The organism is Streptomyces sp. NPDC048248 (genome assembly GCF_043201875.1).
Classification (GTDB): domain Bacteria; phylum Actinomycetota; class Actinomycetes; order Streptomycetales; family Streptomycetaceae; genus Streptomyces.
On record NZ_JBICZL010000005.1, the window covers coordinates 304,220 to 328,224 of the forward strand.

The window sequence follows — 24,005 nt, forward strand, 5'->3', positions numbered from 1 at the left end:
GAGCGGACCGACCCCGTGGATCAGCCCACCGTCCCGGGCGGCAACAGCACCCTGGCCGACGGCGCCGGTGCCGCCCTTGCGGTGGCCCCGGCCACCGAGGCGGTCCAGTACGACGAGGGGTACGGCCCCAAGGTCGGCGTCGGCCCGCACCCCGAGCCCTGGCCACAGGGTGAGCACTACGACCCAGAGCTGCTCGCGCACGGGGACCGGCGCAATGTTGTCGACCAGTACCGCTACTGGACGCGGGAGGCGATCGTCGCGGACCTCGACACCCGACGCCACGACTTTCATGTGGCCGTCGAGAACTGGGGCCACGACTTCAACATCGGCTCGGTCGTCAGGACCGCGAACGCGTTCCTGGCCAAGGAGATCCATATCGTCGGGCAGCGTCGCTGGAACCGGCGCGGCGCGATGGTGACCGACCGCTACCAGCATGTGCGGCATCACCCGGACACCGAGGACCTCACCGCCTGGGCCGCCGCCGAAGGGTTGCCGATCATCGGGATCGACAACCTCCCCGGCGCGGTGCCGCTGGAGACGACCGTGCTGCCCCGCCGCTGTGTGCTGCTGTTCGGCCAGGAGGGGCCGGGGTTGACCGAGGAGGCGCGCCGCCATGCCTCCGTCGTGTGCTCGATCGCGCAGTTCGGATCGACCCGCTCGATCAACGCGGGTGCCGCGGCCGCTATCGCCATGCATGCCTGGATCGGCCGCCATGCCCACATCGAGGCGCCGACCGAGGCCGGCCTCTGAGGTCACAAGGACGCGGCGCGCTCTTGCGGCCTCTGAGGTCACAAGGACGCGGCGCGCTCTTGCCGCGTCGCGCCACGGCAGGCCGGGCCAGGTGTCACGGCACGGTGGGCGCGCCTGCGGGCGTGATTGCCCGCATTCCCGCGGAGCCTGCGGGGCCCGGGGGCCCTGAGCCTCCATGGGGCACTGCTCGCGCCCATCCAGGTCCGTCACGGCGTGCGCCCGGCAAGCCACCGCCCCCGCCGACTCGACGCGTGAGCCGTACGCCGACACCTGGATGCGGCGTACGAGGGGCGGCGGGCAAGGGCTGGTGGGCCGAGGGCCGAGGGCCGTGGACGGCAGGCGTCGAACCGCTCACCTTCCACAGCCCCGAGGGCCCGGCACCACCATTCGGGCACTGCCGGGCCCCGCGCTGAGCCCCTACGCCGGCCGGCGCACCTCCACCGTCCGGAAGCGGTTCGCCACGAACGCGCTGTCGCACAGCGCGGCATTGGCCGACGGGTTGCCGCCCGAGCCGTGGAAGTCGGAGAAGGCCGCAGTCTGGTTCACATAGACGCCGCCGGTCAGGTTCAGCGACAGCTGCGCGCACTCCTCCAGGCAGGCATCCTGGATCAGCTGCTCGACCTCCGCGGAGGTGGTGTACGCGCCGACCGTCATGGCGCCCTTCTCGCGGACCGTGCGCCGCAGCAGCTCCACCCCGTCGGCCGCGGAATCGACCGCAACGGCATAGGACACCGGGCCGAAGCACTCCGTCAGATACGCCGCCTCGGAGCCCGGATCGGCGCCGTCCAGCTTGACCATCACCGGCGTACGGACGGTCGCGTCGGGGAACTCGGGGTGGGCCACGGCGCGGGACTCCAGCGCCACCTCACCGAGGCCGGCCGCGGCCTCGATGCGCTCCTTGACCTGCGGATTGACGATCGCGCCCAGCAGGGCGTTGGCCCGTGCGTCGTCGCCGAGCAGTCCGCTCACCGCGCCCGCGAGGTCACTGACGACCTCGTCGTACGACTTCGGGCCGGCGTCCGTGGTGATGCCGGTGCGGGGGATCAGCAGATTCTGCGGGGTGGTGCACATCTGGCCGCTGTACAGCGACAGCGAGAAGGCCAGGTTGCTGAGCATGCCCTTGTAGTTGTCGGTGGAGTCGATGACGACGGTGTTGACGCCGGCCTTCTCCGTGAAGACCTGCGCCTGAGGGGCATGCGTCTCCAGCCAGTCGCCGAATTCGGTCGAGCCGGTGTAGTCGATGATGCGGACCTCGGGCCGGACGGCCAGCGTCTTGGCGAGGCCCTCACCCGGCCTGTCCACCGCCAGGCAGACCAGATCGGCCGGGAAGCCGGCGTCGGCGAGCACCTCACGCGCCACCTTGACCGTCAGGGCCAGCGGCAGCACGGCGCGCGGATGCGGCTTGACCAGCACCGGGTTTCCGGTGGCCAGCGAGGCGAAGAGGCCGGGGTAGCCGTTCCACGTCGGGAAGGTGTTGCAGCCGATCATCAGCGCGACACCGCGCGGCACGGCGGTGAAGGTCTTGGTCAGCTCCAGCGGGTCCCGCTTGCCCTGCGGCTTGGACCACGCCGCCTGCTCCGGGGTGCGGGTCTGCTCGGCGTACGCGTAGGCCACCGCCTCCAGGCCGCGGTCCTGCGCATGCGGGCCGCCCGCCTGGAACGCCATCATGAACGCCTGTCCGCTGGTGTGCATGACGGCCTGCGCGAACTCATGGGTGCGTGCACTGATCCGCGCGAGGATCTCCAGGCACACCGCGGCCCGCGCCTCGGGCCCCGCGGCCCGCCAGGCGGGCATCGCGGCACGCATGCTCGGCAGCAGGACGTCCACATCCGGATGCGGATAGCTGATGCCCAACTCCGGGCCGTACGGCGAGACTTCCTCGCCCACCCAGTCGTCCGTACCGGGCTGGTCGAGGTCGAACGGCTTGCCGCGGAGCGCCTCGAAGGCGGCCAGACCCGCGGGCGCGGCGTCCTCGCCGTACGCCTTCGGGTTCTCCGGGTGGGGGGACCAGTACGCGCGGCTGTTGATCGCCTCCAGCGTCTGGTCGAGGGTCGGGCGGTGCTTCGCGATCAACTGCGCTGCGGTCATTTCGGCGGCCATCGATGACCAACTCCTCGTCGAGCCGGGCGGAGAGCGGATGGGGGCGGAAAGCAGAGGTGCGGAAGGGGAAGTGCGGGGGTGCGGCATGCGGAGGTGCGGATTGCGGGAAGAGCTGTGGGGCGAAGGTGCGGGCAAGGGCTGAGGGGTGAAAGTGGGAGTGGTGCGGTGTGGCCGCGCGGTGGCCGGCCGGAGTGGATGGGGTGGACAGCGGTCGTGGATCTGGGAGCGGACAACCCGACGGAGTTAGAGTAACCGAACGATCGGTCGGGGCAAGAGGGCCCGGCAAACCTGTGGACAATTCGGTCGGGGAGGATCTGTCGGCATGACGGCAATAGAGACCAGCAGCACCGTGGCAGTGGTCGGTACCGGCACCATGGGACAGGGAATCGCGCAGGTGGCGCTGGTCGCCGGCCATCGCGTACGCCTCTACGACGCGGCACCGGGGCGCGCCGGGGAGGCAGCCGCGGCCCTCGTGCGGCGGCTGGATCGGCTCGCCGAAAAAGGCCGGATCACAGCGCGGGAGCGGGACGCGGCGCGCGATCGGCTGGCCCCCGCCGCCGAACTCGCCGACCTGGCCGACGCCGCGCTGGTCGTCGAGGCGATTCTGGAGGAACTGCCCGCCAAGCAGCAGCTGTTCACCGCCCTGGAGGAGATCGTTCCGGCGGACTGTCTGCTGGCCACCAACACCTCCTCGCTGTCCGTGACCGCAGTCGCCGGCCCCCTGCGGCACCCCGGGCGGTTCGTGGGCCTGCACTTCTTCAACCCCGCCCCGCTGCTCCCGCTCGTGGAGGTCATCAGCGGATTCGCCACCGACGAGGCAGCCGCCACCACCGCGTACGACACCGCCGCGGCCTGGGGAAAGACGCCGGTGCGCTGCGCGGACACCCCCGGATTCATCGTCAACCGCATCGCCCGCCCCTTCTACGCCGAAGCGCTGCGCGCCTACGAGGAGCGGGCAGCGGACCCGGCGACGATCGATGCCGTGCTGCGGGAGGGCGCCGGCTTCAAGATGGGCCCGTTCGAGCTGACCGACCTGATCGGCCAGGACGTGAACGAGGCGGTCACGCACTCCGTGTGGACATCCTTCTTCCAGGACCCGAAATTCACGCCGTCCCTGGCGCAGCGGCGGCTGGTGGAATCCGGGCTGCACGGCCGCAAGGCCGGGCGCGGCTGGTTCGATTACGCCGAGGGCGCCGAGCGGCCCGAGCCGCGGACGGCTGCCCCGGGCCCCGCTCCGGAGAGCGTCGGTCTGCACGGCGAGCTGCCCGGCCCCGCCGGGGTACTGCGCGAGCTGATCGAGGAAGCCGGCATCAAGATCACCGGGGAGCGTGCGGACGGGGACCGCGCAGGCGTCATCCGGCTGCCGGGCGGGGCTGCTCTGGGTCTGACCAGCGGCGATCCGGCGACGAGCGGTGCCCACGGGCGGTGCGTCCGCTTCGATCTCTCGCTCGACTACCGCGCCGCGACCCGGATCGCCCTCGCCCCTTCGGAGGCCGCCTCCCAAGCGGACCTCGCCGAGGCGGTCGGGCTGTTCCAGGCCCTCGGTAAGCAGGTCAGCGTGGTCCGGGACGTGCCGGGCATGATCGTCGCTCGGACGGTCGCCATGATCGTCGACTTCGCGGTGGACGCCGTGGCCCGCGAGGTCGCGAGCCCGGCGGACATCGACACCGCGATGCGGCTGGGCGTGAACTACCCCTGCGGCCCCCTGGAGTGGGCAGAGCGCCTCGGCGCCCGCTGGGTGCGGGATCTGCTGGAATCCCTGGACCACCAGAGCCCCGGCGGCCGCTACGCGCCCTCCTGGGCACTGCGGCGCCGTGCGGAAGTGCAGGGACAGGTGCTCTAATCATGACCATGGCCAAGCGCGACACCTACACGCCCGATTCGCTGCTCGCGGTCGCCGTGGAGGTGTTCAACGAGCGCGGGTACGACGGCACCTCCATGGAGCACCTCTCCAAGGCGGCCGGCATCTCCAAGTCCTCGATCTACCACCACGTGCGCAGCAAGGAAGAGCTGCTGCACCGGGCGATAAGCCGGGCCCTGGACGGGCTGTTCGGTGTGCTGGAGGAGCCCGGTGCCGTCGAGGGGCGGGCGATCGAGCGGCTGGAGTACGTCACCCGGCGTGAGGCCGAGGTGCTGATGGACGAACTGCCCTATGTCACGCTGCTGTTGCGGGTGCGCGGAAACACCGACAGTGAGCGGTGGGCCATGGAGCGCCGCCGCGAGTTCGACCACCAGGTCGCCGACCTGCTCAAGCGGGCGGCCGACGAGGGGGATCTGCGGGCCGATGTCGATATCCGGCTGGCCACCCGGCTGCTCTTCGGAATGATCAATTCGATCGTGGAGTGGTACCGGCCCGGGCGCGGGGGCGCGGCCAGCCGGGACGAGGTCGCCGACGCCGTGGTGCGGACGGCGTTCGCGGGCCTGCGCAGGTCCTGAGGGGCCCGGCCGCCCGGAGGCCGTGAGCCGCCGTGTGGTCATGGCTGGGGCCCGGGGACCTTCGTCCCTGGGCGGCGCATCACCCGGTCGTACGGCAGCGGGGCGTGCGCGGCTCTCCGGAAGGCCGTATGTCTGTGGGGCCCCTGCGGCTGTGGGTCACTGCTGTTCGGGCCCGTGTTCCGTCCCGAGGTCGGTTTCCTCGAAGACCAGCAGGGTGCGGGTGCTGAGCACTTCCGGGATCGACTGGATCCGGGTGAGGACCAGCTCCCGCAGCTCGCGGTTGTCCTTGGTGTGGACCAGGAGCAGTACGTCGAAATCGCCGCTGACCAGCGCGATGTGGGTGGCTCCGGGCAGCGCCGTGAGCTGGGCGCGTACGGTCCGCCAGGAGTTCTGCACGATCTTCAGCGTGATGTATGCGGACGCGCCCTGACCTGCGCGTTCCTGGTCGACGCGGGCGCTGAAGCCGCGTATCACGCCGTCCTCGATCAACCGGTTGATCCGGGCGTAGGCATTGGCGCGCGAGACATGCACGCGCTCGGCGACGGAGCGTATCGAGGCCCTCCCGTCGGTCTGCAGCATGCGCAGGATCGACCGGTCGATGGTGTCCAGAGGCCGCGCGGCGGGAGGGGGCGGCACGGGCGCCGCCGGCGGCCGACCGCCGGGATTGGCCATCTGTTCGTCCGGCATGTGGTCCCGCCTCCCCTTTGTGGACACCCTGACTTCATCACAAGCTGTGGAGAACCGTTTGTCCACAGGCCGACCCCGCCTGTAGCCAAAATGCATCAGCGACCGAACAATCGGTAGGGAAGGGCTACCCGCCCCGACCGATTGCATCCTGCCCACCCGTCGCCCGCCCCCCACCCCTATGAGGCGCTCCGCGCCACCCCTTCGATTCGAGGAGGTGCTCGTCATGACGGTCCTTGAGCAGCCCGGCAGCAGCAGGAACAAGAGCGGCCTGTCCGGCCCGCCGCCCGCCTGGCGGCCGCGCGTCGACCCGGCGCCCCTCCTGCCCGACGCCGAGCCGTACCGCCTGCTGGGGACGGAGGCCGCGCGGCGGCTCGACCCCGGACTGCTGACGCGGCTGTACACCCAGCTGGTGCGCGGCCGCAGGTTCAACGCGCAGGCCACCGCCCTGACCCGACAAGGGCGACTGGCGGTCTATCCGTCCTCCACGGGTCAGGAGGCCGGCGAGGTCGCGGCCGCGCTGGCGCTCGAGGACCGGGACTGGCTCTTCCCCAGCTACCGCGACACCCTCGCCGCCGTTGCCCGCGGCCTCGACCCCGTGCAGGCGCTGACCCTGCTGCGGGGCGACTGGCACACCGGATACGACCCTCGCGAGCACCGCATCGCCCCGTTGTGCACCCCCCTCGCCACCCAACTCCCGCATGCGGTCGGCCTGGCGCACGCCGCTCGCCTCAAGGGTGACGATGTCGTCGCTCTGGCGATGGTCGGCGACGGCGGCACGAGTGAGGGCGATTTCCATGAGGCGCTGAATTTCGCGGCGGTCTGGCAGGCCCCGGTGGTCTTCCTCGTCCAGAACAACGGCTTCGCGATCTCCGTACCGCTCGCCAAGCAGTCGGCCGCGCCGTCCTTGGCTCACAAGGCGGTCGGCTACGGCATGCCGGGCCGCCTCGTCGACGGCAATGACGCGCCCGCGATGCACGAGGTGCTCACCGAAGCGGTGCAGCGGGCCCGCAGCGGTGGTGGCCCGACTCTGGTCGAGGCCGTCACCTACCGCATCGAGGCCCACACCAACGCCGATGACGCCACCCGCTACCGCACCGACTCCGAGGTCGAGACCTGGCGGGCGCATGACCCGATAGCCCTACTGGAGAGCGAGTTGGAAGCGCGTGACCTGCTGACGGAGGAATTCCTGAGCGACACGCGGGACGGCGCGGAGCAGTTGGCGGCCGGCCTGCGGGACCGGATGAATCAGGATCCCGAGCTCGACCCCATGGACCTGTTCACCCACGTGTACGCCGAGCAGACCGGGCAACTCCGGGAGCAGGCCGCCCAGTTGAGGGCCGAGCTGGACGCGGAGGCCGCCGGCCACACCGAGGAGCCGGCCACCGCCACCGAGTCCGCCGAGGGGGACCGACCATGACGACCATCGCTCCGGCCACCGCGCGCAAGCCCGCCACCATGGCGCAGGCGCTCACCCGCGCGATGCGCGACGCCATGGCCGAGGACCCGACGGTCCACGTCATGGGGGAGGACGTCGGCACTCTGGGCGGTGTCTTCCGGGTCACCGACGGCCTGGCCAAGGAGTTCGGCGAGGACCGCTGCAGCGACACCCCGCTCGCCGAGGCCGGCATCCTGGGCACCGCCGTCGGCATGGCCATGTACGGGCTGCGGCCGGTCGTGGAGATGCAGTTCGACGCGTTCGCCTATCCGGCGTTCGAGCAGCTGATCAGCCATGTCGCGCGGATGCGCAACCGCACCCGCGGCGCCATGCCGATGCCCCTGACCATCCGCATTCCCTACGGCGGCGGGATCGGCGGGGTCGAGCACCACAGCGACTCCTCCGAGGCGTACTACCTCGCCACCCCCGGCCTTCAGGTCGTCACCCCGGCAACCGTCGCGGACGCCTACGGGCTGCTGCGTGCCGCCATCGCCTCCGACGACCCGGTCATCTTCCTCGAACCCAAGCGGCTGTACTGGTCCAAGGCCGACTGGTCGCCCGACGCCCCCACGGCGGTCGCCCCCATAGGCCGTGCCGAGGTCCGCCGCCGCGGGGACAGCGCCACACTGATCACATACGGCCCGTCGCTGCCGGTCTGCCTGGAGGCGGCCGAGGCCGCCCGGGCGGAGGGCTGGGATCTGGAAGTCCTCGACCTGCGTTCGCTGATGCCGTTCGATGACGAGACGGTCTGTGCCTCCGTGCGGCGCACCGGACGAGCGGTGGTCGTCCATGAGTCGACCGGCTTCGGCGGCCCGGGGGGCGAGATCGCGGCGCGGATCACGGAGCGCTGCTTCCACCACCTGGAGGCGCCGGTTCTGCGCGTCGCCGGATTCGACATCCCGTATCCGCCGCCGATGCTGGAGCGGCACCACCTGCCGGGCGTGGACCGGATTCTGGACACCGTCGCCCGCCTCCAGTGGGAGTCGGACTGGACCGAGGGACGTGGTGAGTGATGGCCGTGGTCCGTGAATTCACCCTTCCCGACCTGGGGGAGGGCCTCACCGAGGCGACGATCGTGCACTGGATGGTCGAGGTCGGCGAGGTTGTGGCCATCGACCAGCCGGTCGTGGAGGTCGAGACCGCCAAGGCGTTGGTGGAGGTGCCGTGCCCCTATGGGGGCGTGGTGACCGCCCGTTTCGGTGAGGAGGGCGCGGAGGTCCCGGTAGGAGCGCCGCTGGTCACGGTCGCCGTTGGGGCGGTGCCGGACGACCTTGAGACGGGTGGGCCGGCCACGGACTCCGGCGAGGCGGGGCCGACGGCTTCCGGGCGCACGGGCGCGTCGGACCGGAGCACGGACGCGGGCGCGGCACGGGCGGGATCGGCCCCCTCGGCATCGGCGGACTCAGGGTCGGCGGACTCGGGGTCGGCGGATTCCGGATCGGGCAATGTGCTCGTCGGGTACGGCACGAGTGCGTCCGCGGCGCGGCGACGGCGCATCCGGCCGGGGGCGGGCGGAGGCCCTGCGTCGGGCGGACCGCGGTCCCCCGGGACGGAAGGCCGGGCACGGAGTGAGGCGGTCGGCTCCACCCCAGCGGGGACAGCTGACGGAATCGCGGATACCAGTGGTGTTGTGTCGGAGGGGGCAGCAGCGGTTGCCGGGCCTGCCGGGACTGCAGTGAGAGCGGGAACCGCTGGATCTGCCGGAGCTTACGGGGCAGCGGAGTCGGTGAGTCCGGAGGCGGAGGCTTCCGAGAGCCGCACCGTGGCCGTCATCTCACCGTTGGTCCGCCGGATGGCGCGGGAGCACGGTCTGGATCTGCGAGACGTGACGGGAACCGGGCGGGAGGGCCTGATTCTCCGTACGGATGTCGAGCGCGCCATTCATGGACAGCAGCATGCTGCCGGTGGTGCCGCAACGGTTCGGACGACCGCTGCGGGTACGGGCGCGACGGACGCCCTCGGTACGGACGCGGTCGGTACGGACGCGGTCGGTGCGAGCGTGACGGGCACGGTTGGGGCCGGGTCCCGTACGGGTGCGAGGGATGCCCTCATCTCCGGCGTCGGGGGCGTCTCCGGGCCCGCGTCCGAGACCCGGGTCGGGACTGCGCCGGGTGCGGAACGGATCCCGCTGCGTGGGATGCGCGGGGCCGCAGCCGAGAAGTTCAGCCGCAGCCGACGGGAAATCCCGGACGCGACCTGCTGGGTGGACGCGGACGCCACCGAACTCCTCGCCGCCCGCAAGGCGATGAACGTGCCGGGCGCCGCCAAGGTGTCTCTGCTCGCGCTCCTGGCCAGGGTGTGCACGGCCGCGCTGGCGCGGTACCCCGAGCTGAATGCGACCGTCGACACGGAATCCCAGGAGATCGTCCGGCTGCCCGCCGTCCACCTGGGCTTCGCTGCCCAGACCGAGCGCGGTTTGGTGGTGCCGGTGATCCGGGACGCCCATGCCCGTACGGCGGAGCAACTGTCCGACGAGATCGCCCGGCTCACCGACACCGCGCGTAGCGGCGGTCTGTCCCTCGCCGAGATGACGCATGGCACCTTCACCCTGAACAACTACGGCGTTTTCGGGGTCGACGGCTCCACACCGATCATCAACCACCCCGAGGCCGCGATGCTGGGTGTCGGCCGGATAGCCGCCAAACCCTGGGTGCACAACGGTGAGTTGGCGGTCCGGCAGGTGGTCCAGCTCTCTTTCACCTTCGATCACCGGGTATGCGACGGTGCCACGGCGGGCGGCTTCCTGCGGTTCGTGGCCGACTGCGTGGAACAGCCGGCGCTGCTGTTGCGGGCGCTGTAACTGCGGCGGCCGCGGCCGCTGGTTCGCCCGCTGCCGCCTGGGATGAAGCGGATCCGCGTGCTGTAGGCGTTGACGCGGTCGGCGGGTCGGCGGGTCGGCGGGTCGGGGGGTCGGCGGGTCGGAGGGTCGGAGGGTCGGCGGGTCGGCGGGTCGGCGGTTGATCTGGGAGCTGGGTGTGGGGCCTGCGGCTCGTCCCCCATGCCGGCCTGTGGTTCTGACAGCTGGGCACCGTGGCCTCCGAGCCCGTGGTCCCTCTGCTTCCGCTCCGGCGCTCCGGCGTCCCACCGCCCTGGCGCTCCGGCGCTCCGGCGTCCCGGCGCCCCACCGCCCCCCACCGCCCTTCCGCCCTGCGGCCATGCGGGTCCTGGGCCATATGGGGGCCGCAGCTTGCGAGGCTGGGCTGACGACCGAAGCCCCGAGGACCGAAGCCCCGAGGACCTGAGACTGGACGGACCTGAGATCGGACGGACCTGAGACTGGACGGACCTGAGACCGGACGGACTGAGGCCCGACGCACGAAGTCCCAGAGAAGGGGGTCCCAGAGGCATCGGAGTCCGAGGCACGGCACTCCGATGCGCTGCAGTCCGGGGCCTGCGGCCCGAGAGCCTGAAGCCCCGGAGAACCTGAACCCCCAGAGAAGGCGGCCCGAAGGCCTGGAGGCCGACGAATCGCACTCCGGGGCCTGGGAGCATGCCGTTCCGTGTTCTGTTCATCGGTGACGGGCCTGTCGGGCGGGCCGTGGTGGATCGGTGACTGTTCTGTCCGTGCGGCCCCGGGCCGTGACTCGGGGCCTCTCCGTGGCGGTGGGGGCTCGGTGACCGCTCTGTAACCACAGTGACTCGGTGGCCCCTGTGTGATGACGACGCTCCCGGCGATACTCATGGGGTGAGCGACCACACCGACTACGACACCATCGTGCTGGCCGGAGGTGCGGCCCGTCGGCTCGGCGGGGCGGACAAACCCGCCTTGTCCGTCGGCGGCCGCCCCCTGCTGGACCGCGTGCTCGCGGCCTGCCCGGATGCCGCGGTGACGGTCGTTGTCGGCCCCCGGCGTTCGACCAGCCGCGAGGTTCGCCGCGCGTTGGAGGATCCGCCCGGTGGCGGCCCGCTCGCCGCGTTGGACGCCGGTCTGCGGCAGACCACCGCCCCTACGGTCCTTGTGCTCTCGGCCGACCTGCCCTTCCTGACGGCCGCGACCGTACGCGACCTGCTGACCGCTGCGACGCAGTCGGCCGATGAAGCTGCAGCCGGCGAAGGCGCCCCCCGCCACGCCGCCGAAAACATCAACCCCAGCCCCGCCGCCGAATACATCAACCCCCGTCCTGGCGCCGCTGCTCACGCCACGCCCAGCCCCGGCGCTCCCGAGGAGAACACCACCCGCGCTGACGCCCCCCGCACTGACGCCTCCCCCAGTACGGTCACGCCCCCCGACGGGGCGCTGCTGCGGGACAGGGCGGGGCGGGATCAGCCGTTGGTGGCCGCCTATCGGGTTGAGCCGTTGCGCCGGGAGCTGGAGTGGTTGCGTGCCGCGCACGGGGGTCTGGCCGGGCTGCCGCTGCGTGCGCTGACGTCCCGATTGACGCTCGAACGGGTCCCGGATCCCACGTCCACGGCATCCTTCGACTGCGACACCTGGGAAGACATCAGCGCTGCACGCGCCCGGATCAGGGAGCATGGAAACGTGTTGGACGAATGGATCACCGCAGTCAAGGCCGAGCTGGGCATCGAACTCGATGTCGACACGCCGGTACTTCTCGATCTCGCGCGGGACGCGGCACACGGGGTGACCCGCCCCGCAGCTCCGCTGACGACGTTTCTGATCGGCTTCGCTGCGGGCCAACAGGGCCGTGACGTGGCCGAGCTGTCCGCCAAGGCCGCCGCGCTGGCCAACCGGTGGGCCGCGGAGGGCACCGAGAGCGACCGGCCGGACGGCCCCGCCGGCACCACGGACAACGCACAGAAGACCAACGGCGAAAAGAAGACCGACGGCGAGAAGAAGACCGAGAGCGAAATGAAGACGGCCGGCGACAAGCACACGGACAACGCGAAGAAGACCGCCACATGACCGACGGGGACTTCGACGCCGCGCTCGCCGACGCGCTCGCGCTGGCCAACGGTCGCGGAGCGGCGCGGGTACGTCCTGCGGCACCCCGGGGGCCGTACGAGAACAACGGCTCTGCCAAGGGCAGCGAATCCGGCACCTTCGACGTATGCGAGGCCCTCTGGGGGTCCGCCTCCGGAAGCGCTTCAGCCTCTCGTGGCCCTTCCGCCTCCCGTCCCGGCGCCGACAGCGGCGATGGCCGGGGCGCAGCCCGACCGGCAGGCGAGGTGCCCTCCCCCGACGACGCGCCCTCCCCCGGCTATCGCCAGGACCACGGCCGCCCCCAGGGCCCCAGCAGTTCCCACGGCCCCAGCGGCCCCAACGGCCCCCGCAACCCCGCGGACGCCCGAGAGACCCCACGCCCCGATCAGACCCGCCAGCCCGGTCAGTCCCCCCAGCCAGGCCGGACCCCCCGCTCCACCCAGGACGCCGGCCCCGCAGCCGCCGCCCACCGCACTCCGGCCCCCGGCGCGCACCGTTCGGACGTCCCCGCCGCTCCCTGGGGGACGGCCCGTGAGGTTGCCGCGCGTGCCGCGGCCGGGCCGCTCGCCCCCGAGACGTCGTCGCTCGATGAGGCACTCGGCCGGACGCTGGCCGCGCCCCTCACCGCGCTCACCGATCTGCCGTCCTTCGACACCTCGGCCATGGACGGCTGGGCGGTGTCCGGCCCGGGCCCCTGGCGGCTCGACCGCCCGGCGGACGGCGGGAGCGCCGGCGCGGCGGACGGCGCAAAGGGCCAGGTCGCGAGCCCCCTCGTCCCCGACGCGGCCGACCTCACCGAGCAGGAGGAGGACCGGCCCGTCGACCCCGACGCCGCGGTCCCGGCCGGCTCGCACCCCGGCATCCTGGCCGGTCACGCCCCCGTCGGCATGCTCCCCGACGGCCATGCGATCCGGATCGCCACCGGCGCGCGGGTGCCCGGCAACGCGACCGCCGTCCTGCGCAGCGAGCACTGCGAGGTTCGGGGCCTCGGTGACGGCCGGGCGCGGTTGTACGCCATCCGGCCCCCGTCGCCCGGCCAGGACATCCGGCCCCGCGGCCAGGAGTGCCGCCGCGGTGACCAACTCCTGCCCGTCGGCGCCCTGGTGACCCCGGCCGTCCTCGGCCTGGCCGCTGCGGCCGGCTACGACGAGCTGACCACCTGCCCCCGCCCCCGTGTCGAAGTCCTCATCCTGGGCGACGAGTTGCTGCAACACGGACTGCCGCAGGAGGGCCGGATCCGGGACGCGCTCGGGCCGATGCTCGCGCCGTGGCTGCGTGCGCTGGGCACCGAGGCGGCTGCGCCCCGCCACCTCGCGGACGACGCCGACACGTTGTACGCGGCCATCGCCGGATCCACCGCCGACGTGATCATCACCACCGGCGGCACCGCGTCGGGGCCCGTCGACCATGTCCACCCCACCCTGCGCCGCCTGGGCGCGGAGGTGCTGGTGGACGGTGTGGCGGTACGTCCGGGGCATCCCATGCTGCTCGCCCGGATCACCCCGCACCGCCACCTCGTCGGCCTCCCGGGCAACCCGCTCGCCGCCGTCTCGGGACTGCTCACCCTCGCCGAGCCGCTGCTGCGAACGCTTGCCGCCCGGCGCCCGGCCACGGCCTACCCCACCCCGCTTGCCGGAGCCGTCTACGGGCATCCGCACGACACCCGGCTCGTCCCGGTGGCCTACCGGGACGACGACCAGCACGGCGTGATGGCGGCGCCACTGCACTACAACGGGCCCGCCATGCTGCGTGGGATCGCCGCCGCCGACGCGCTCGCCGTGATCCCGGCAGGTGGCGCGGACCGCGGTGATGAGGTCGAGTTGCTGGATCTTCCCTGGTCGGCCGGTGGCGCGGGAGGCTGGGCCACACCCGACACGGCGTACGGCCCGGTCGGCGCCTCCGATTCGTCCGCCCCGTGGCCGCCGTCCGGGACACACTCCACGGGCTCCCCGTTCCCCGCGCCCCCCGCCGGAGGCACCGCGTGAAGCTCCCGTCCCAGGACGCCGCCGCGCGCGAGATCCCCGAGGATCACTCGCGTCGGGTCATATTGCCGCGCCGCACCCCCATGGCGCCGTTGCGCCAGGTCTTTCGCCGCCTGCTGATGGCGCTCACCGTCCTCGTCGCGACGGTCTTCATCGTCTGGATCGACCGGGACGACTACCACGACAACGCCAATGGCAGCGTCGACCTCCTCGACTGCGTCTACTACGCGACCGTCACCCTCTCGACCACCGGCTACGGCGACATCGTCCCCTACGGCGACACCGCGCGGCTGCTGAACATCCTGCTCATCACGCCCCTGCGGGTGCTCTTCCTGATCATCCTGGTCGGGACCACACTGGAGGTGCTGACCGAACGCACCCGTGAGCAGTGGCAACTGAAACGCTGGAGAAACGCCTTGCGCGACCACACCGTCATCGTCGGCTTCGGGACCAAGGGCCGCAGTGCCGCCCAGACCCTCTGCGCCACGGGCCTGAGCCGCGACCGCATCGTCATCGTCGACCCGAGCGCCAAGGTGATCGACGCCGCGGTGGCCGACGGCTTCGCGGGCGTGGTCGGCGACGCGACGCGCAGCGATGTCCTGCTGCGGGCCGAGATCCAGCGCGCCCGGCAGGTCGTCATCGCCACCCAGCGCGACGACACCGCGGTGCTGGTGTCGTTGACCGCGCGTCAGCTGAACACCAAGGCCAATATCGTCGCCGCGGTGCGCGAGGAGGAGAACGCCCCGCTGCTGCGGCAGTCCGGCGCCGACTCGGTGATCACCTCCGCCAGCGCGGCCGGCCGGCTGCTGGGGCTCTCCGTCCTCAGCCCCAGCGCGGGCACGGTCATGGAGGATCTGATCCAGCAGGGCAGCGGCCTCGACCTGGTGGAGCGGCCGGTGGTGAAGGCGGAGGTCGGCAAGTCCGTCCGGGACACCGAGGACCTGGTCGTGTCGGTCCTGCGAGGCCACCGCCTCCTCGGTTATGACGATCCGGCGGCCAGCCCGTTGCAGACGGCGGACCGGCTGATCACGATCGTCCGGGCGGCCCCGACGGAGGAGCAGCCCCTCCAGGGCAGGCAGTCCGGCCGCTCTCACGGGCCGACGCCCGGCAGCGGTGTCTCCCCGATGCGCCGGGCGGGCGAGTAGCGGCAGGGACGTGATGTGGGCCGGCGCATCGGGGGCGGGCCGGTACCCGGGCTGACGGGTGGCTGGCCGGCGTCGCCGTGTTCGTCATCCCCGTTACGGCGTCCGGCAGTTGGTCCCGTGACCTGTCGGCGCCTCATGTCGCGCGGCCTCGGTGGCGCTCTCCGCGATCGCCGCTCCTGTGGCGGTTGCCGCCCCCGCCCCGTCGCCCCACGGGCGGACGGCGAGTAGCCTCGCGCCCATGCGAGCGATCACTATCCCCGAGCCCGGTGGCCCCGAAGCACTTGTCTGGGCGGACGTGCCCGATCCGCAGCCCGCCGACGGTGAGGTGCTGGTCGAGGTCGTGGCCAGCGCGGTGAACCGCGCCGACCTGCTCCAGCGTCAGGGCTTCTACGACCCACCGCCCGGCTCCTCCTCGTATCCCGGTCTGGAGTGCGCCGGCCGGATCGCGGAGGTCGGCCCCGGCGTCAGCGGATGGGCCGTCGGCGACGAGGTGTGCGCGCTGCTTTCGGGCGGCGGCTACGCCGAGAAGGTCGCCGTGCCCGCCGGTCAGGTCCTGCCGGTGCCGCCGGGCCTCGACCTGATCCAGGCCGCCGCGCTGCCCGAGGTGGCGTGCACGGTCTGGTCGAACGTCTTCATGATCGCGCACCTGCGGCCCGGCGAGACGCTGCTGGTGCACGGCGGCGCCAGCGGTATCGGCACGATGGCGATCCAGCTGGCGAAGGCGGTCGGTGCGCGCGTGGCGGTCACCGCCGGCGGTCCGGAGAAGCTGGCGCGCTGTGCGGAGCTGGGCGCGGACATCCTCATCGACTACCGCGAGCAGGACTTCGTCCAGGAGATCCGCAAGGCCACCGACGGCAAGGGTGCGGACGTCATCCTCGACATCATCGGCGCCAAGTACCTGCAGAAGAACGTCAAGGCGCTTGCGGTGAGCGGGCGGCTGGCGATCATCGGCATGCAGGGTGGCGTGAAGGCGGAGCTGAATCTCGCGGCGCTGTTGTCCAAGCGTGCCGCGATCACCGCCACCGGGCTGCGTGCCCGTCCGCTGAACGAGAAGGCGGCCATCGTCGCCGCCGTGCGCGAACACGTGTGGCCACTGATCGGCAACGGCCAGGTCCGGCCGATCGTGGACCGCACGATCCCGATGGCGGACGCCGCCGAGGCGCACCGTGTGGTGGACGCGAGCACGCACGTCGGCAAGGTCGTGCTGACGGTCTGACGCGGCAGGCCGCATGGGGGCGGGCCCACGGGCCCGCCCCCGGCCGTCCCGCGCGAGCCCTGTCCGCGAGGGATCCAGCCGGCGCTGCGGGTCGTCGGGGCCCGTTGCGCCGGTTGGCCCAGGTGACCAGGTGATGAGTCCCGGCCGTCTCCTCGCTCGAACGACCTGCTCGAGATGCCGGAAATCTTGAGAGATGTGACGCTGGACACGTCACTCGACGGCTCGGCACGGAGGGGGCAATGGTCGTGGCTCCACGGTTCCGTTCGCGCATCGCCACCAGCCTTCTGGTGCTCGCTGCGGTCCTCCCCCTCCAGGTGGCGGTAACCACCGCGACAGCCTCCGACCAGCAGAGAACACCGGTCGACCGTCCCCCGCACCTCGGTCACCCGCAAGATCGGCCCGACGCAGCTCCGGCGGATCTGCCGCTGGCCGGCAGCCGCGCCGGGGTGGGGCGGGGGCATCCCGGCCGCCCGGGGGCGCCGGCGGGGTTCGCTGACGACTGGGACCCGGTCCCGGAGATGCCGGACTTCCCTGAGCTACCGGATCTGCTTCCCGCTTTCCCGGACCCGCCGTCCCACCTCCCGGGTGCACCGAAACCGCACCACCCCTCCCCGCCGCCGACGGACGTCCCCTCCCCGCCGGAGTCCGCGCAGGAGCCGCCGGACGAGGGCAGTGACGCCCCCGCGGCGGAGAGCCCGCAGCCGTCCGAGCCGACCGGCCTGCCCGAGGCCGACGACGTGCAGATTCCTCCGGCCCCCGCAGAGCCGTCGCCCGCACCGTCGCCGCCGGCCTCCAAGCCGGCGCCGACGAAAGCCGCCCCGGCGAAGCCTCCGCGCCGTCCCGAGGCGCGCGAACGGTTCGTGGCGCCGGGGGCGCCGCGGCAGACGCCCGGGGCGTCCGAGGGGCAGGGCGACGCCACGCAGGATGGTCTCGAAGCGGGCCCGGCGGCCGAGGGCAGTCCGTACACCTTCGAAGCTCCGGAAGCGCGGGTCGAACGCGTCCTTCCCATGGGCACCGGCCTTGCTCTCACCGGCCTCGGCCTCGCCTTTCTCGGCCTTCGGCTGCGCCGCCGCTGACCCCCGCCGTTTCACGTGAAACAGCGGCGGTCCCACGAGGCGCGCAGGCCGGTCCGAGAGGTCCTCACGCCTGTCCGGTGAGTCCGCCGCCGCACGCCCCGACCAGGGGCTCGCACGGGCGTACAAAGATCGCGCGCACAACGACTTCGCTCCGACGCGGTGGATCACCCTCCCCTGGGGGCACCACGTTTCTTGAGGACCGATACGAGAGAATGGCGGCATGGATATGCCGATGAACGAACGGTCGCAGGATAGCCCGCACGTCCTGGTTGTCGGCCCGGATGGCATGGCGCTCGGTAGCGCCGGCTCCGGTGGCTCCGGTGGCGGGGACGAGGGTGACGAGAGTCGCGAGGTGCCGGTGACGGAGATGGTCGAGCAGCCTGCGAAGGTCATGCGTATCGGCAGCATGATCAAACAGTTGCTGGAAGAGGTGAAGTCCGCTCCGCTGGACGAGGCGAGCCGCGTCCGGCTCAAGGACATCCACGCCACCTCGCTCAAGGAGCTGGAGGACGGGCTGGCGCCCGAGTTGGTGGAGGAGCTGGAGCGGCTCTCCCTGCCCTTCACCGAGGACTCGGTGCCCACGGAGGCGGAACTGCGCATTGCCCAGGCCCAGTTGGTGGGCTGGCTCGAGGGCCTTTTCCACGGAATCCAGACCGCGCTGTTCGCCCAGCAGATGGCGGCCCGCGCCCAACTCGAATCGATGCGCCGTGCGCTCCCGCCCGGTGCCGGCCCGCTCGAAGGCGATGAGGAGCACCCCGCCCACGGCGGCGCCCGCTCCGGCCCGTACCTCTGAGGACTGACGGTCGGGCCGACCGCTCGCTGCCCGTGAAGACCGAAGGAGCGGCGCGGAACGAGGAAGTGGCACACGGAAGGGGCCGGCACGCACTGCGTGCCGGCCCCTTCTGCGCTTACGGGCCTGACGGCCTGCGTCGATCAGCCGCTACGACCGGTCGAGATGGTCAGCTCGATGGTGTCGTTGCTGCTCGGGTACCACCAGCTGATGGCCGCGGGGGTCTGATCCGTGACGGTGTTCTTGCCCCAGATCGAGCTGTCCTCTTCCTTCACGATCTTGTACTTCCAGCCGGCCGCCTCGATGCAGGCCTTCACCGAGTCCAGGTTCTTGAAGCGGAAGGACGGGAAGAGGATCTTGCCCTTGTCGCTGTAGCTCTTGGTGGGGCTGCTGCACTCGGACGACAGGATCGTCGCGGTCTTGTCCTCCGGCCGCACGCTCGCGCTGGGCGAGGGCGTGTAGGAGTACGGCGTGTAGGTCGACGTCGGGGTGTCGTCGGTGCCCTCGGTGCCGCTGGAGCCGGCGCTCAGACCGATACCGATCGCGATCGCGGTGACCACGACGACGCCGACGATCGCCGAGACGACGATCACCGGGGTGTTGTTCTTCCGCCCGCCCGGGCCGCCGCCCGCAGGCATCGAGGCCGTCACGGGGGCCGGGGTGTACGGCGGCGGAGCCTGGAAGCCCCCGCCGTGGAACGGCGTGGGCGTCGGAGCCGGCGCCGGCGTCGGATAGGCGTTGTTCGGCGGCGGCGGAGGCGTTGAGGGCCCGAAGGCGGCCTGTGTCGGCTGATACGGCTGCTGCACGCTCGGCGGCGCCGGGGTGTGCGGGTTGCCGCTCGCGGCGGGGAACACCGCGGAGGAGACCGACGAGCCGCTGGTGCGCGCCCGCGGGCCCTCACTGATGATCAGCGGGGTCGCGCCGGACTGCGCGGATCCGGCGATGCGCAGACACTCGTCGCGCATCGCCTCGGCGGTCGGGAACCGCTCGTTGGGGTTCTTCTTCAGCGCCCGCGCCACCAGGGCGTCCACGGCCGGGGGCACCGAGCGGTTGATGCTCGACGGGACCGGGGGCTCCTCCTGCACATGCGCGTAGGCGATGGCCAGCGGGGAGTCGGCGTCGAACGGCAGCTGCCCGGTCAGCAGCTCGAAGAGCATGATGCCGACGGAGTACAGGTCGGAGCGGGCGTCCACGCCGCGGCCCAGCGCCTGCTCGGGCGAGAGGTACTGCGGGGTGCCGACGACCATGCCGGTCTGCGTCATGGACGTCACGCCGGACTGCATGGCGCGGGCGATGCCGAAGTCCATGACCTTGACGACATTGCGCTTGGTCATCATGACGTTGCCGGGCTTGATGTCCCGGTGGACCAGGCCCATCTCATGGCTCGCCTCCAGGGCGGCGAGCACATCGGCGGTGATCTTCAGCGCCTTTTCCGTCGGCATCGCGCCGTGCCGGGCGACATCGGCGTCGAGTTCCGAGCGCAGCGGCTGCCCGGAGACGTACTCCATGATGATGTACGGCACCATGCCGCCGTCGAGCTCGTCCTCACCGGAGTCGAAGACCGAGACGATATTGGTGTGCGTGAGCTTTGCCACCGACTGTGCTTCGCGGCGGAAGCGTTCGCGAAATGCCTGTTCTCGGCCGAGCTCGGTGTGCAGGGTCTTGATCGCGACCTCGCGGTCCAGCACGCTGTCGTATGCAAGGTGCACGGAAGCCATTCCGCCCGCACCGAGAAGATCACGAAGCTGGTAGCGTCCGCCGCCGACCGAACGGCCCTCGAATTGGCCTTGAGCGCCGTCCTGGCTCATCGTTTTGCTTCCCCCTAGGCGCACTACCCGCACGTATCGCGATCAAATTCTGGAATTCCGCAGCCAAGTCTGCCCCAGGCCCCGGACACGTCAAGCCGTGTGCCCGTTCCGTGACCAGATGTGCAAGATCCCGTCACGGTGGTGAGACGTTTTGGGGCTCTTCATACCCCTGGTGAACTTGCGACACCGGGTGCCCGGAAGGTTTGATGGCCGGTCCACTTCGGACCGGCGGGTGTCGCGGAGCCTGTAGCGTGCTCTAGCGAAGACCGAGACCTTACCGCTCTCACGCGGACCGAATCGACGGCGAGGACCGATGGCACCGACGCAGAGCCCCCAGGGCCCGTCCGATCCTGACGCCACCGGCTCCAATATCCCCGACGCACCGGAGATGTGGGGCAACGGCGGGCTGGTCGGCGACGGCCGCTACCGGCTCACGCACCGGCTCGGCCGGGGTGGCATGGCGGAGGTGTTCGCCGCCGAGGACGTGCGGCTCGGCCGCACCGTCGCCGTGAAGCTGCTGCGCGCCGACCTCGCCGAGGACCCGGTGTCCAAGGCCCGCTTCACGCGGGAGGCACAGTCCGTCGCCGGCCTGAACCACCACGCGGTCGTCGCGGTCTACGACTCCGGCGAGGACTTCGTCGGCGGCAACACCGTGCCGTACATCGTCATGGAGCTGGTCGAGGGCCGCACCATCCGCGATCTGCTGCTCAACGCCGACGCCCCGCCGCCGGACCAGGCGCTGATCATCGTCTCCGGTGTGCTGGAGGCGCTGGCCTACAGCCACCAGCACGGCATCGTGCACCGTGACATCAAGCCCGCGAACGTCATCATCACGCACAGCGGCGCCGTCAAGGTGATGGACTTCGGCATCGCCCGCGCCCTGCACGGCGCGGCGTCCACGATGACGCAGACCGGCATGGTCATGGGCACCCCCCAGTACCTCTCGCCGGAGCAGGCGCTCGGCAAGACCGTCGACACCCGCTCCGACCTCTACGCCACCGGGTGTCTGCTCTACGAGCTGCTCGCCCTGCGGCCGCCGTTCACCGGCGAGACCCCGCTTTCGGTCGTCTACCAGCATGTTCAGGACATGCCGGTGCCGCCGTCGGAGGTCGCCGAGGCGGTGCCGCCGGAGCTGGACGGCCTGGTGATGCGGTCGCTGGCGAAGGACCCCGACGACCGTTTCCAGTCCGCGGAGGAGATGCGCGGGCTGGTGCAGTACTCCCTGCAGATGCTGCACGAGCAGGGCGGGCACACCGGCACCTGGAACACCGGCCCGGTCTCGATGCACGAGGGTGGCAGCACCCCGGCCATGGGCACCGCCGCCACCACCGCACTGCCGCACCCCGATTCTGGATCCACGGCGGCGAACCCGATCCTGCCGCCCGGTATGCGGGCGGACGACGGTGGGTTCGAGGGCGGGCAGCGGCCCGGCAAGGGCGGCCGCGGCAAGATCTGGCTGATCGCGGCGCTCGCGGTGATCGCGATCGCGGTGGGTGTCGCCTTCGCGCTCCAGAACGCCAACAGCGGCAACACCGGCCCGGACACCACCAAGTCGCCTTCGCCGAGCCAGTCGAAGGAGGACAAGACCTCCGAGCCGCCCACGGAGGAGCCCTCCACGCCGCAGACCGAACCGGGCGGTACGGGTGGCGACTCCGGCCCGTTCACCGAGCCGCCGAGCACGCCGCCCACCACCCCGTCGACGTCCTCGCCGCCCACCTCGGAGCCGCCGACTTCCACCCCGCCGACGTCCGTGCCGCCCACCGACGACGCCGACGGCGGCACCTCGGACGGCGGGACCTCGGACGGCGGGACTTCGGACGGCGGCACCTCCAGCGGCACCGACTCCGGCACCACCAGTGGGACGGACAGCGGCACGACCACCGGCGTCGACGGCGGTCCGCTCGGCACCAACGGCTGACGAAGGACCGGCCGGGCGGGGACCCCGTCGGGCCGACGGCAGGAACGACATGGCGGGCCGGGCTCCGGATCATCGGAGCCCGGCCCGTTTCGTGTTCCACGACGGGGGCGGGCGGCACACGGCCCCGCCGAGCCCTGGAGGCCCGGTCGCGCCGAGCTGGTTCAGCCGGTGAAGGCGTCCTGGACCCGTGTGTATTCGCGGGTCCACCACACCGCCAGTGCGGCCGCCGCCGGGAACTGCGGATCGGTGCGGCGGTCGCCCAGGCGGTAGCGCCAGGTAAGCATCCAGAAGTCGTTCAGCCGCTCCCACCAGACCCGGTGCACGGCCGCTGCGAGTTCGCCGGGCCCGGCTCCGCAGGCGCTGCGGTAGGCGCCCGCGTACGCCGCGACCTTGGCCAGGTCGAGGGTGCCGCAGGGGCGGACGAAGAAGATCGCGGCGGCACGTACCGCTTCCTCGGCGCGCGGTTGGACGCCGAGCCGGTCCCAGTCGACGATCGCGGCCGGCTCGCCGCCGCGGTAGAGCACGTTCAGGGGGTGGAAGTCGCCGTGCACCCATCCCGCCGCGGGCTGCGCACCTGCCGCGGGGCGCCGGTGGGCCTGTCGCTCCAGCAGCGCTCTGCGCTCCAGCAGCCGGTGCTCGGCGAGCTCGTCGAAGCTGGTGCGCGGGCGGGCGCGGCGGGCCAGCGCCAGCAGGTCGTCGATCATCTCGAAGGTCCGCGCGGGGTCGGCGGCGGCCTCCGCACCGGGCGGGCGGGGCGGGTGCGGAGTATCCGCCATCACCTGTTCCAGGGCGGTGTGCACCAGGCCGAGCAGCGCGCCGAGCCGGCGGGACCGGTCGCCGGTGAGTGCCGCGCCGCCGAGATGTCCGCCTTCGATCCAGGGGTGCAGGGCGTAGCAGCGGCCGTCCAGCACGGTGACGGTCCGGCCGTCCGCGTCGGCGATCGGTGGCGCGACCGGCAGGCCGAGGGCGCCGAGCCTGCGGGTGGCCCGGTGCTGGCGGGTGAGGGCGCCGAGGTCTCCGTCGAGGTGGTGCTTGAGGAAGTAGCGCCCGTGGGTGGTGGCGAGGAAGTAGCCGTGGTTGAGCAGGCCCTCGGCGACGGGTTCGCACGACAGCGGCTCTTGGGCGCCCGGGTAGCGGCGCAGCAGGGATCCGAGGGTGTGCCCGTCGGGCGTGGCAGCCGTCCGGGCTACAGATGAGCGCAGCACGCGCCAGATGTTAGATCAACTACATGCCGCGAAGCGGGCTTACCGGAAGGCGTTACGCAGAGTGCGCATATCGGGAGGAGGGGTCGTCCGAGAGGCGGTGCACCGTCACGAACCGCGGCGCGATGCGCAGGTACACCGGATCGTAGGGCTCACCGTCCGCCAGCAGCGGGGACTGCCCGAAGAGGGCCCGCTCGCCGGCGCCGGGATCGTGCGCGCGGGCGGTGCCGGTGACCTGTACGGACCAGGTGTCGCACGCGTCGCTGTGGGCGTTGTCGGCCTGGTAGGCGACCACGCTGCCGTCCAGCGCCCGGTGGTAGCCGTGGCCGCGGTGCAGGCGCACGGTCAGCCGGCCGTCGAGGACGAGATGCCGGGTGACGGCGGTGAAGGGCAGCGCCCGGCGGCTCGCCGAGACCCGCCCGTAGGCGGTGCGGCCGAGCAGCTCGATGGCGTACGTGTCGTCGGTGGGCATTTCCTCAGACTGCGCGGCCGGCCGGAGCGGCAGTAGGGGCGGCAGCCCCGAGAGGAGGGGACCTTGGTCCCGAACCGCCGGGCCCGTCCGTGCATTCGCGATGTCG

18 protein-coding genes are annotated in these 24,005 nt (G+C 72.0%); 13 read left to right on the forward strand and 5 right to left on the reverse strand.

Features of this window, described 5'->3' with window-relative positions; all coding sequences use genetic code 11:
• Positions 1–51 precede the first annotated feature (51 nt).
• Positions 52–750, forward strand: a complete 699-nt coding sequence (locus ACGFZW_RS12765; protein WP_393893278.1) for a TrmH family RNA methyltransferase — start codon at positions 52–54, stop codon at positions 748–750.
• Positions 751–1,167: 417 nt separating this feature from the next.
• On the opposite strand, the gene paaN is transcribed toward ACGFZW_RS12765, so the two are convergent.
• A complete protein-coding gene (paaN, locus tag ACGFZW_RS12770) occupies positions 1,168–2,850 on the reverse strand; it encodes a phenylacetic acid degradation protein PaaN (protein ID WP_393893088.1) in 1,683 nt (560 codons plus the stop codon).
• 322 nt (positions 2,851–3,172) lie between these two features.
• On the opposite strand from paaN, the gene ACGFZW_RS12775 reads away from it, so the two are divergent.
• Together ACGFZW_RS12775 and ACGFZW_RS12780 are read left to right on the forward strand one after the other, a co-directional pair.
• A complete protein-coding gene (locus ACGFZW_RS12775; protein WP_393893089.1) occupies positions 3,173–4,693 on the forward strand; it encodes a 3-hydroxyacyl-CoA dehydrogenase in 1,521 nt (506 codons plus the stop codon).
• Between the two features lie 2 nt (positions 4,694–4,695).
• Positions 4,696–5,286: a TetR/AcrR family transcriptional regulator gene (locus ACGFZW_RS12780; RefSeq protein ID WP_393893090.1), complete on the forward strand. Its 591-nt coding sequence runs from the start codon at positions 4,696–4,698 to the stop codon at positions 5,284–5,286.
• 156 nt (positions 5,287–5,442) lie between these two features.
• On the opposite strand, the gene ACGFZW_RS12785 is transcribed toward ACGFZW_RS12780, so the two are convergent.
• Positions 5,443–5,973, reverse strand: coding sequence for an Lrp/AsnC family transcriptional regulator (locus ACGFZW_RS12785; RefSeq protein ID WP_393893091.1), 531 nt, complete (start codon positions 5,971–5,973; stop codon positions 5,443–5,445).
• A gap of 223 nt (positions 5,974–6,196) precedes the next feature.
• On the opposite strand from ACGFZW_RS12785, the gene pdhA reads away from it, so the two are divergent.
• The 9 genes from pdhA to ACGFZW_RS12830 all read left to right on the forward strand — a co-directional run bounded on the left by pdhA (position 6,197) and on the right by ACGFZW_RS12830 (position 18,502).
• Positions 6,197–7,390: a pyruvate dehydrogenase (acetyl-transferring) E1 component subunit alpha gene (pdhA, locus tag ACGFZW_RS12790; RefSeq protein ID WP_393893092.1), complete on the forward strand. Its 1,194-nt coding sequence runs from the start codon at positions 6,197–6,199 to the stop codon at positions 7,388–7,390.
• Positions 7,387–8,421 (forward strand): alpha-ketoacid dehydrogenase subunit beta, encoded by a 1,035-nt coding sequence (locus ACGFZW_RS12795; protein ID WP_393893093.1) that lies wholly within the window; start codon positions 7,387–7,389, stop codon positions 8,419–8,421. Before pdhA ends, ACGFZW_RS12795 begins: the two co-directional genes overlap by 4 nt.
• Positions 8,421–10,208, forward strand: a complete 1,788-nt coding sequence (locus tag ACGFZW_RS12800; protein ID WP_393893094.1) for a dihydrolipoamide acetyltransferase family protein — start codon at positions 8,421–8,423, stop codon at positions 10,206–10,208. The genes ACGFZW_RS12795 and ACGFZW_RS12800 overlap by 1 nt, the downstream gene beginning before the upstream one ends.
• 885 nt (positions 10,209–11,093) lie before the next feature.
• Positions 11,094–12,272, forward strand: a complete 1,179-nt coding sequence (locus ACGFZW_RS12805; protein ID WP_393893095.1) for a DUF6457 domain-containing protein — start codon at positions 11,094–11,096, stop codon at positions 12,270–12,272.
• Positions 12,269–14,275: a molybdopterin-binding protein gene (locus ACGFZW_RS12810; RefSeq protein ID WP_393893096.1), complete on the forward strand. Its 2,007-nt coding sequence runs from the start codon at positions 12,269–12,271 to the stop codon at positions 14,273–14,275. Before ACGFZW_RS12805 ends, ACGFZW_RS12810 begins: the two co-directional genes overlap by 4 nt.
• On the forward strand, positions 14,272–15,417 hold the full coding sequence (locus ACGFZW_RS12815; protein ID WP_393893097.1) for a potassium channel family protein: 1,146 nt from the start codon (positions 14,272–14,274) through the stop codon (positions 15,415–15,417). Before ACGFZW_RS12810 ends, ACGFZW_RS12815 begins: the two co-directional genes overlap by 4 nt.
• A 238-nt stretch (positions 15,418–15,655) precedes the next feature.
• The gene (locus ACGFZW_RS12820; RefSeq protein ID WP_393893098.1) at positions 15,656–16,633 is read left to right on the forward strand and encodes an NAD(P)H-quinone oxidoreductase; all 978 of its coding nucleotides are present in this window, start codon (positions 15,656–15,658) and stop codon (positions 16,631–16,633) included.
• A 239-nt stretch (positions 16,634–16,872) separates the two neighbouring features.
• The gene (locus ACGFZW_RS12825) at positions 16,873–17,709 is read left to right on the forward strand and encodes a hypothetical protein (RefSeq protein ID WP_393893099.1); all 837 of its coding nucleotides are present in this window, start codon (positions 16,873–16,875) and stop codon (positions 17,707–17,709) included.
• Positions 17,710–17,929: 220 nt separating this feature from the next.
• Positions 17,930–18,502 (forward strand): bacterial proteasome activator family protein, encoded by a 573-nt coding sequence (locus tag ACGFZW_RS12830; RefSeq protein ID WP_393893100.1) that lies wholly within the window; start codon positions 17,930–17,932, stop codon positions 18,500–18,502.
• A 140-nt stretch (positions 18,503–18,642) separates the two neighbouring features.
• Here the strand turns inward: ACGFZW_RS12830 and ACGFZW_RS12835 are convergent, their stop codons facing one another.
• Entirely contained in the window at positions 18,643–20,307 is a 1,665-nt protein-coding gene (locus ACGFZW_RS12835) for a protein kinase (protein ID WP_393893101.1), read from the reverse strand.
• A 313-nt stretch (positions 20,308–20,620) separates the two neighbouring features.
• Between ACGFZW_RS12835 and ACGFZW_RS12840 the strand changes: the two genes are divergently transcribed.
• On the forward strand, positions 20,621–22,225 hold the full coding sequence (locus ACGFZW_RS12840; protein WP_393893102.1) for a protein kinase: 1,605 nt from the start codon (positions 20,621–20,623) through the stop codon (positions 22,223–22,225).
• A 161-nt stretch (positions 22,226–22,386) separates the two neighbouring features.
• Here the strand turns inward: ACGFZW_RS12840 and ACGFZW_RS12845 are convergent, their stop codons facing one another.
• Positions 22,387–23,430: a phosphotransferase gene (locus tag ACGFZW_RS12845; RefSeq protein WP_393893103.1), complete on the reverse strand. Its 1,044-nt coding sequence runs from the start codon at positions 23,428–23,430 to the stop codon at positions 22,387–22,389.
• A gap of 52 nt (positions 23,431–23,482) precedes the next feature.
• Positions 23,483–23,899, reverse strand: coding sequence for a pyridoxamine 5'-phosphate oxidase family protein (locus ACGFZW_RS12850; RefSeq protein ID WP_393893104.1), 417 nt, complete (start codon positions 23,897–23,899; stop codon positions 23,483–23,485).
• Between the last annotated feature and the right edge of the window lie 106 nt (positions 23,900–24,005).

Excerpts from the sequence above, each read along its gene's own strand:
- paaN (WP_393893088.1), bottom strand. The coding sequence starts at position 2,850 with ATGGCCGCCGAAATGACCGCAGCGCAGTTGATCGCGAAGCACCGCCCG.
- ACGFZW_RS12775 (WP_393893089.1), top strand. The coding sequence starts at position 3,173 with ATGACGGCAATAGAGACCAGCAGCACCGTGGCAGTGGTCGGTACCGGC.
- ACGFZW_RS12780 (WP_393893090.1), top strand. The coding sequence starts at position 4,696 with ATGACCATGGCCAAGCGCGACACCTACACGCCCGATTCGCTGCTCGCG.
- ACGFZW_RS12785 (WP_393893091.1), bottom strand. The coding sequence starts at position 5,973 with ATGCCGGACGAACAGATGGCCAATCCCGGCGGTCGGCCGCCGGCGGCG.
- pdhA (WP_393893092.1), top strand. The coding sequence starts at position 6,197 with ATGACGGTCCTTGAGCAGCCCGGCAGCAGCAGGAACAAGAGCGGCCTG.
- ACGFZW_RS12795 (WP_393893093.1), top strand. The coding sequence starts at position 7,387 with ATGACGACCATCGCTCCGGCCACCGCGCGCAAGCCCGCCACCATGGCG.
- ACGFZW_RS12800 (WP_393893094.1), top strand. The coding sequence starts at position 8,421 with ATGGCCGTGGTCCGTGAATTCACCCTTCCCGACCTGGGGGAGGGCCTC.
- ACGFZW_RS12810 (WP_393893096.1), top strand. The coding sequence starts at position 12,269 with ATGACCGACGGGGACTTCGACGCCGCGCTCGCCGACGCGCTCGCGCTG.
- ACGFZW_RS12820 (WP_393893098.1), top strand. The coding sequence starts at position 15,656 with ATGCGAGCGATCACTATCCCCGAGCCCGGTGGCCCCGAAGCACTTGTC.
- ACGFZW_RS12825 (WP_393893099.1), top strand. The coding sequence starts at position 16,873 with ATGGTCGTGGCTCCACGGTTCCGTTCGCGCATCGCCACCAGCCTTCTG.
- ACGFZW_RS12830 (WP_393893100.1), top strand. The coding sequence starts at position 17,930 with ATGGATATGCCGATGAACGAACGGTCGCAGGATAGCCCGCACGTCCTG.
- ACGFZW_RS12835 (WP_393893101.1), bottom strand. The coding sequence starts at position 20,307 with ATGAGCCAGGACGGCGCTCAAGGCCAATTCGAGGGCCGTTCGGTCGGC.
- ACGFZW_RS12840 (WP_393893102.1), top strand. The coding sequence starts at position 20,621 with ATGGCACCGACGCAGAGCCCCCAGGGCCCGTCCGATCCTGACGCCACC.
- ACGFZW_RS12850 (WP_393893104.1), bottom strand. The coding sequence starts at position 23,899 with ATGCCCACCGACGACACGTACGCCATCGAGCTGCTCGGCCGCACCGCC.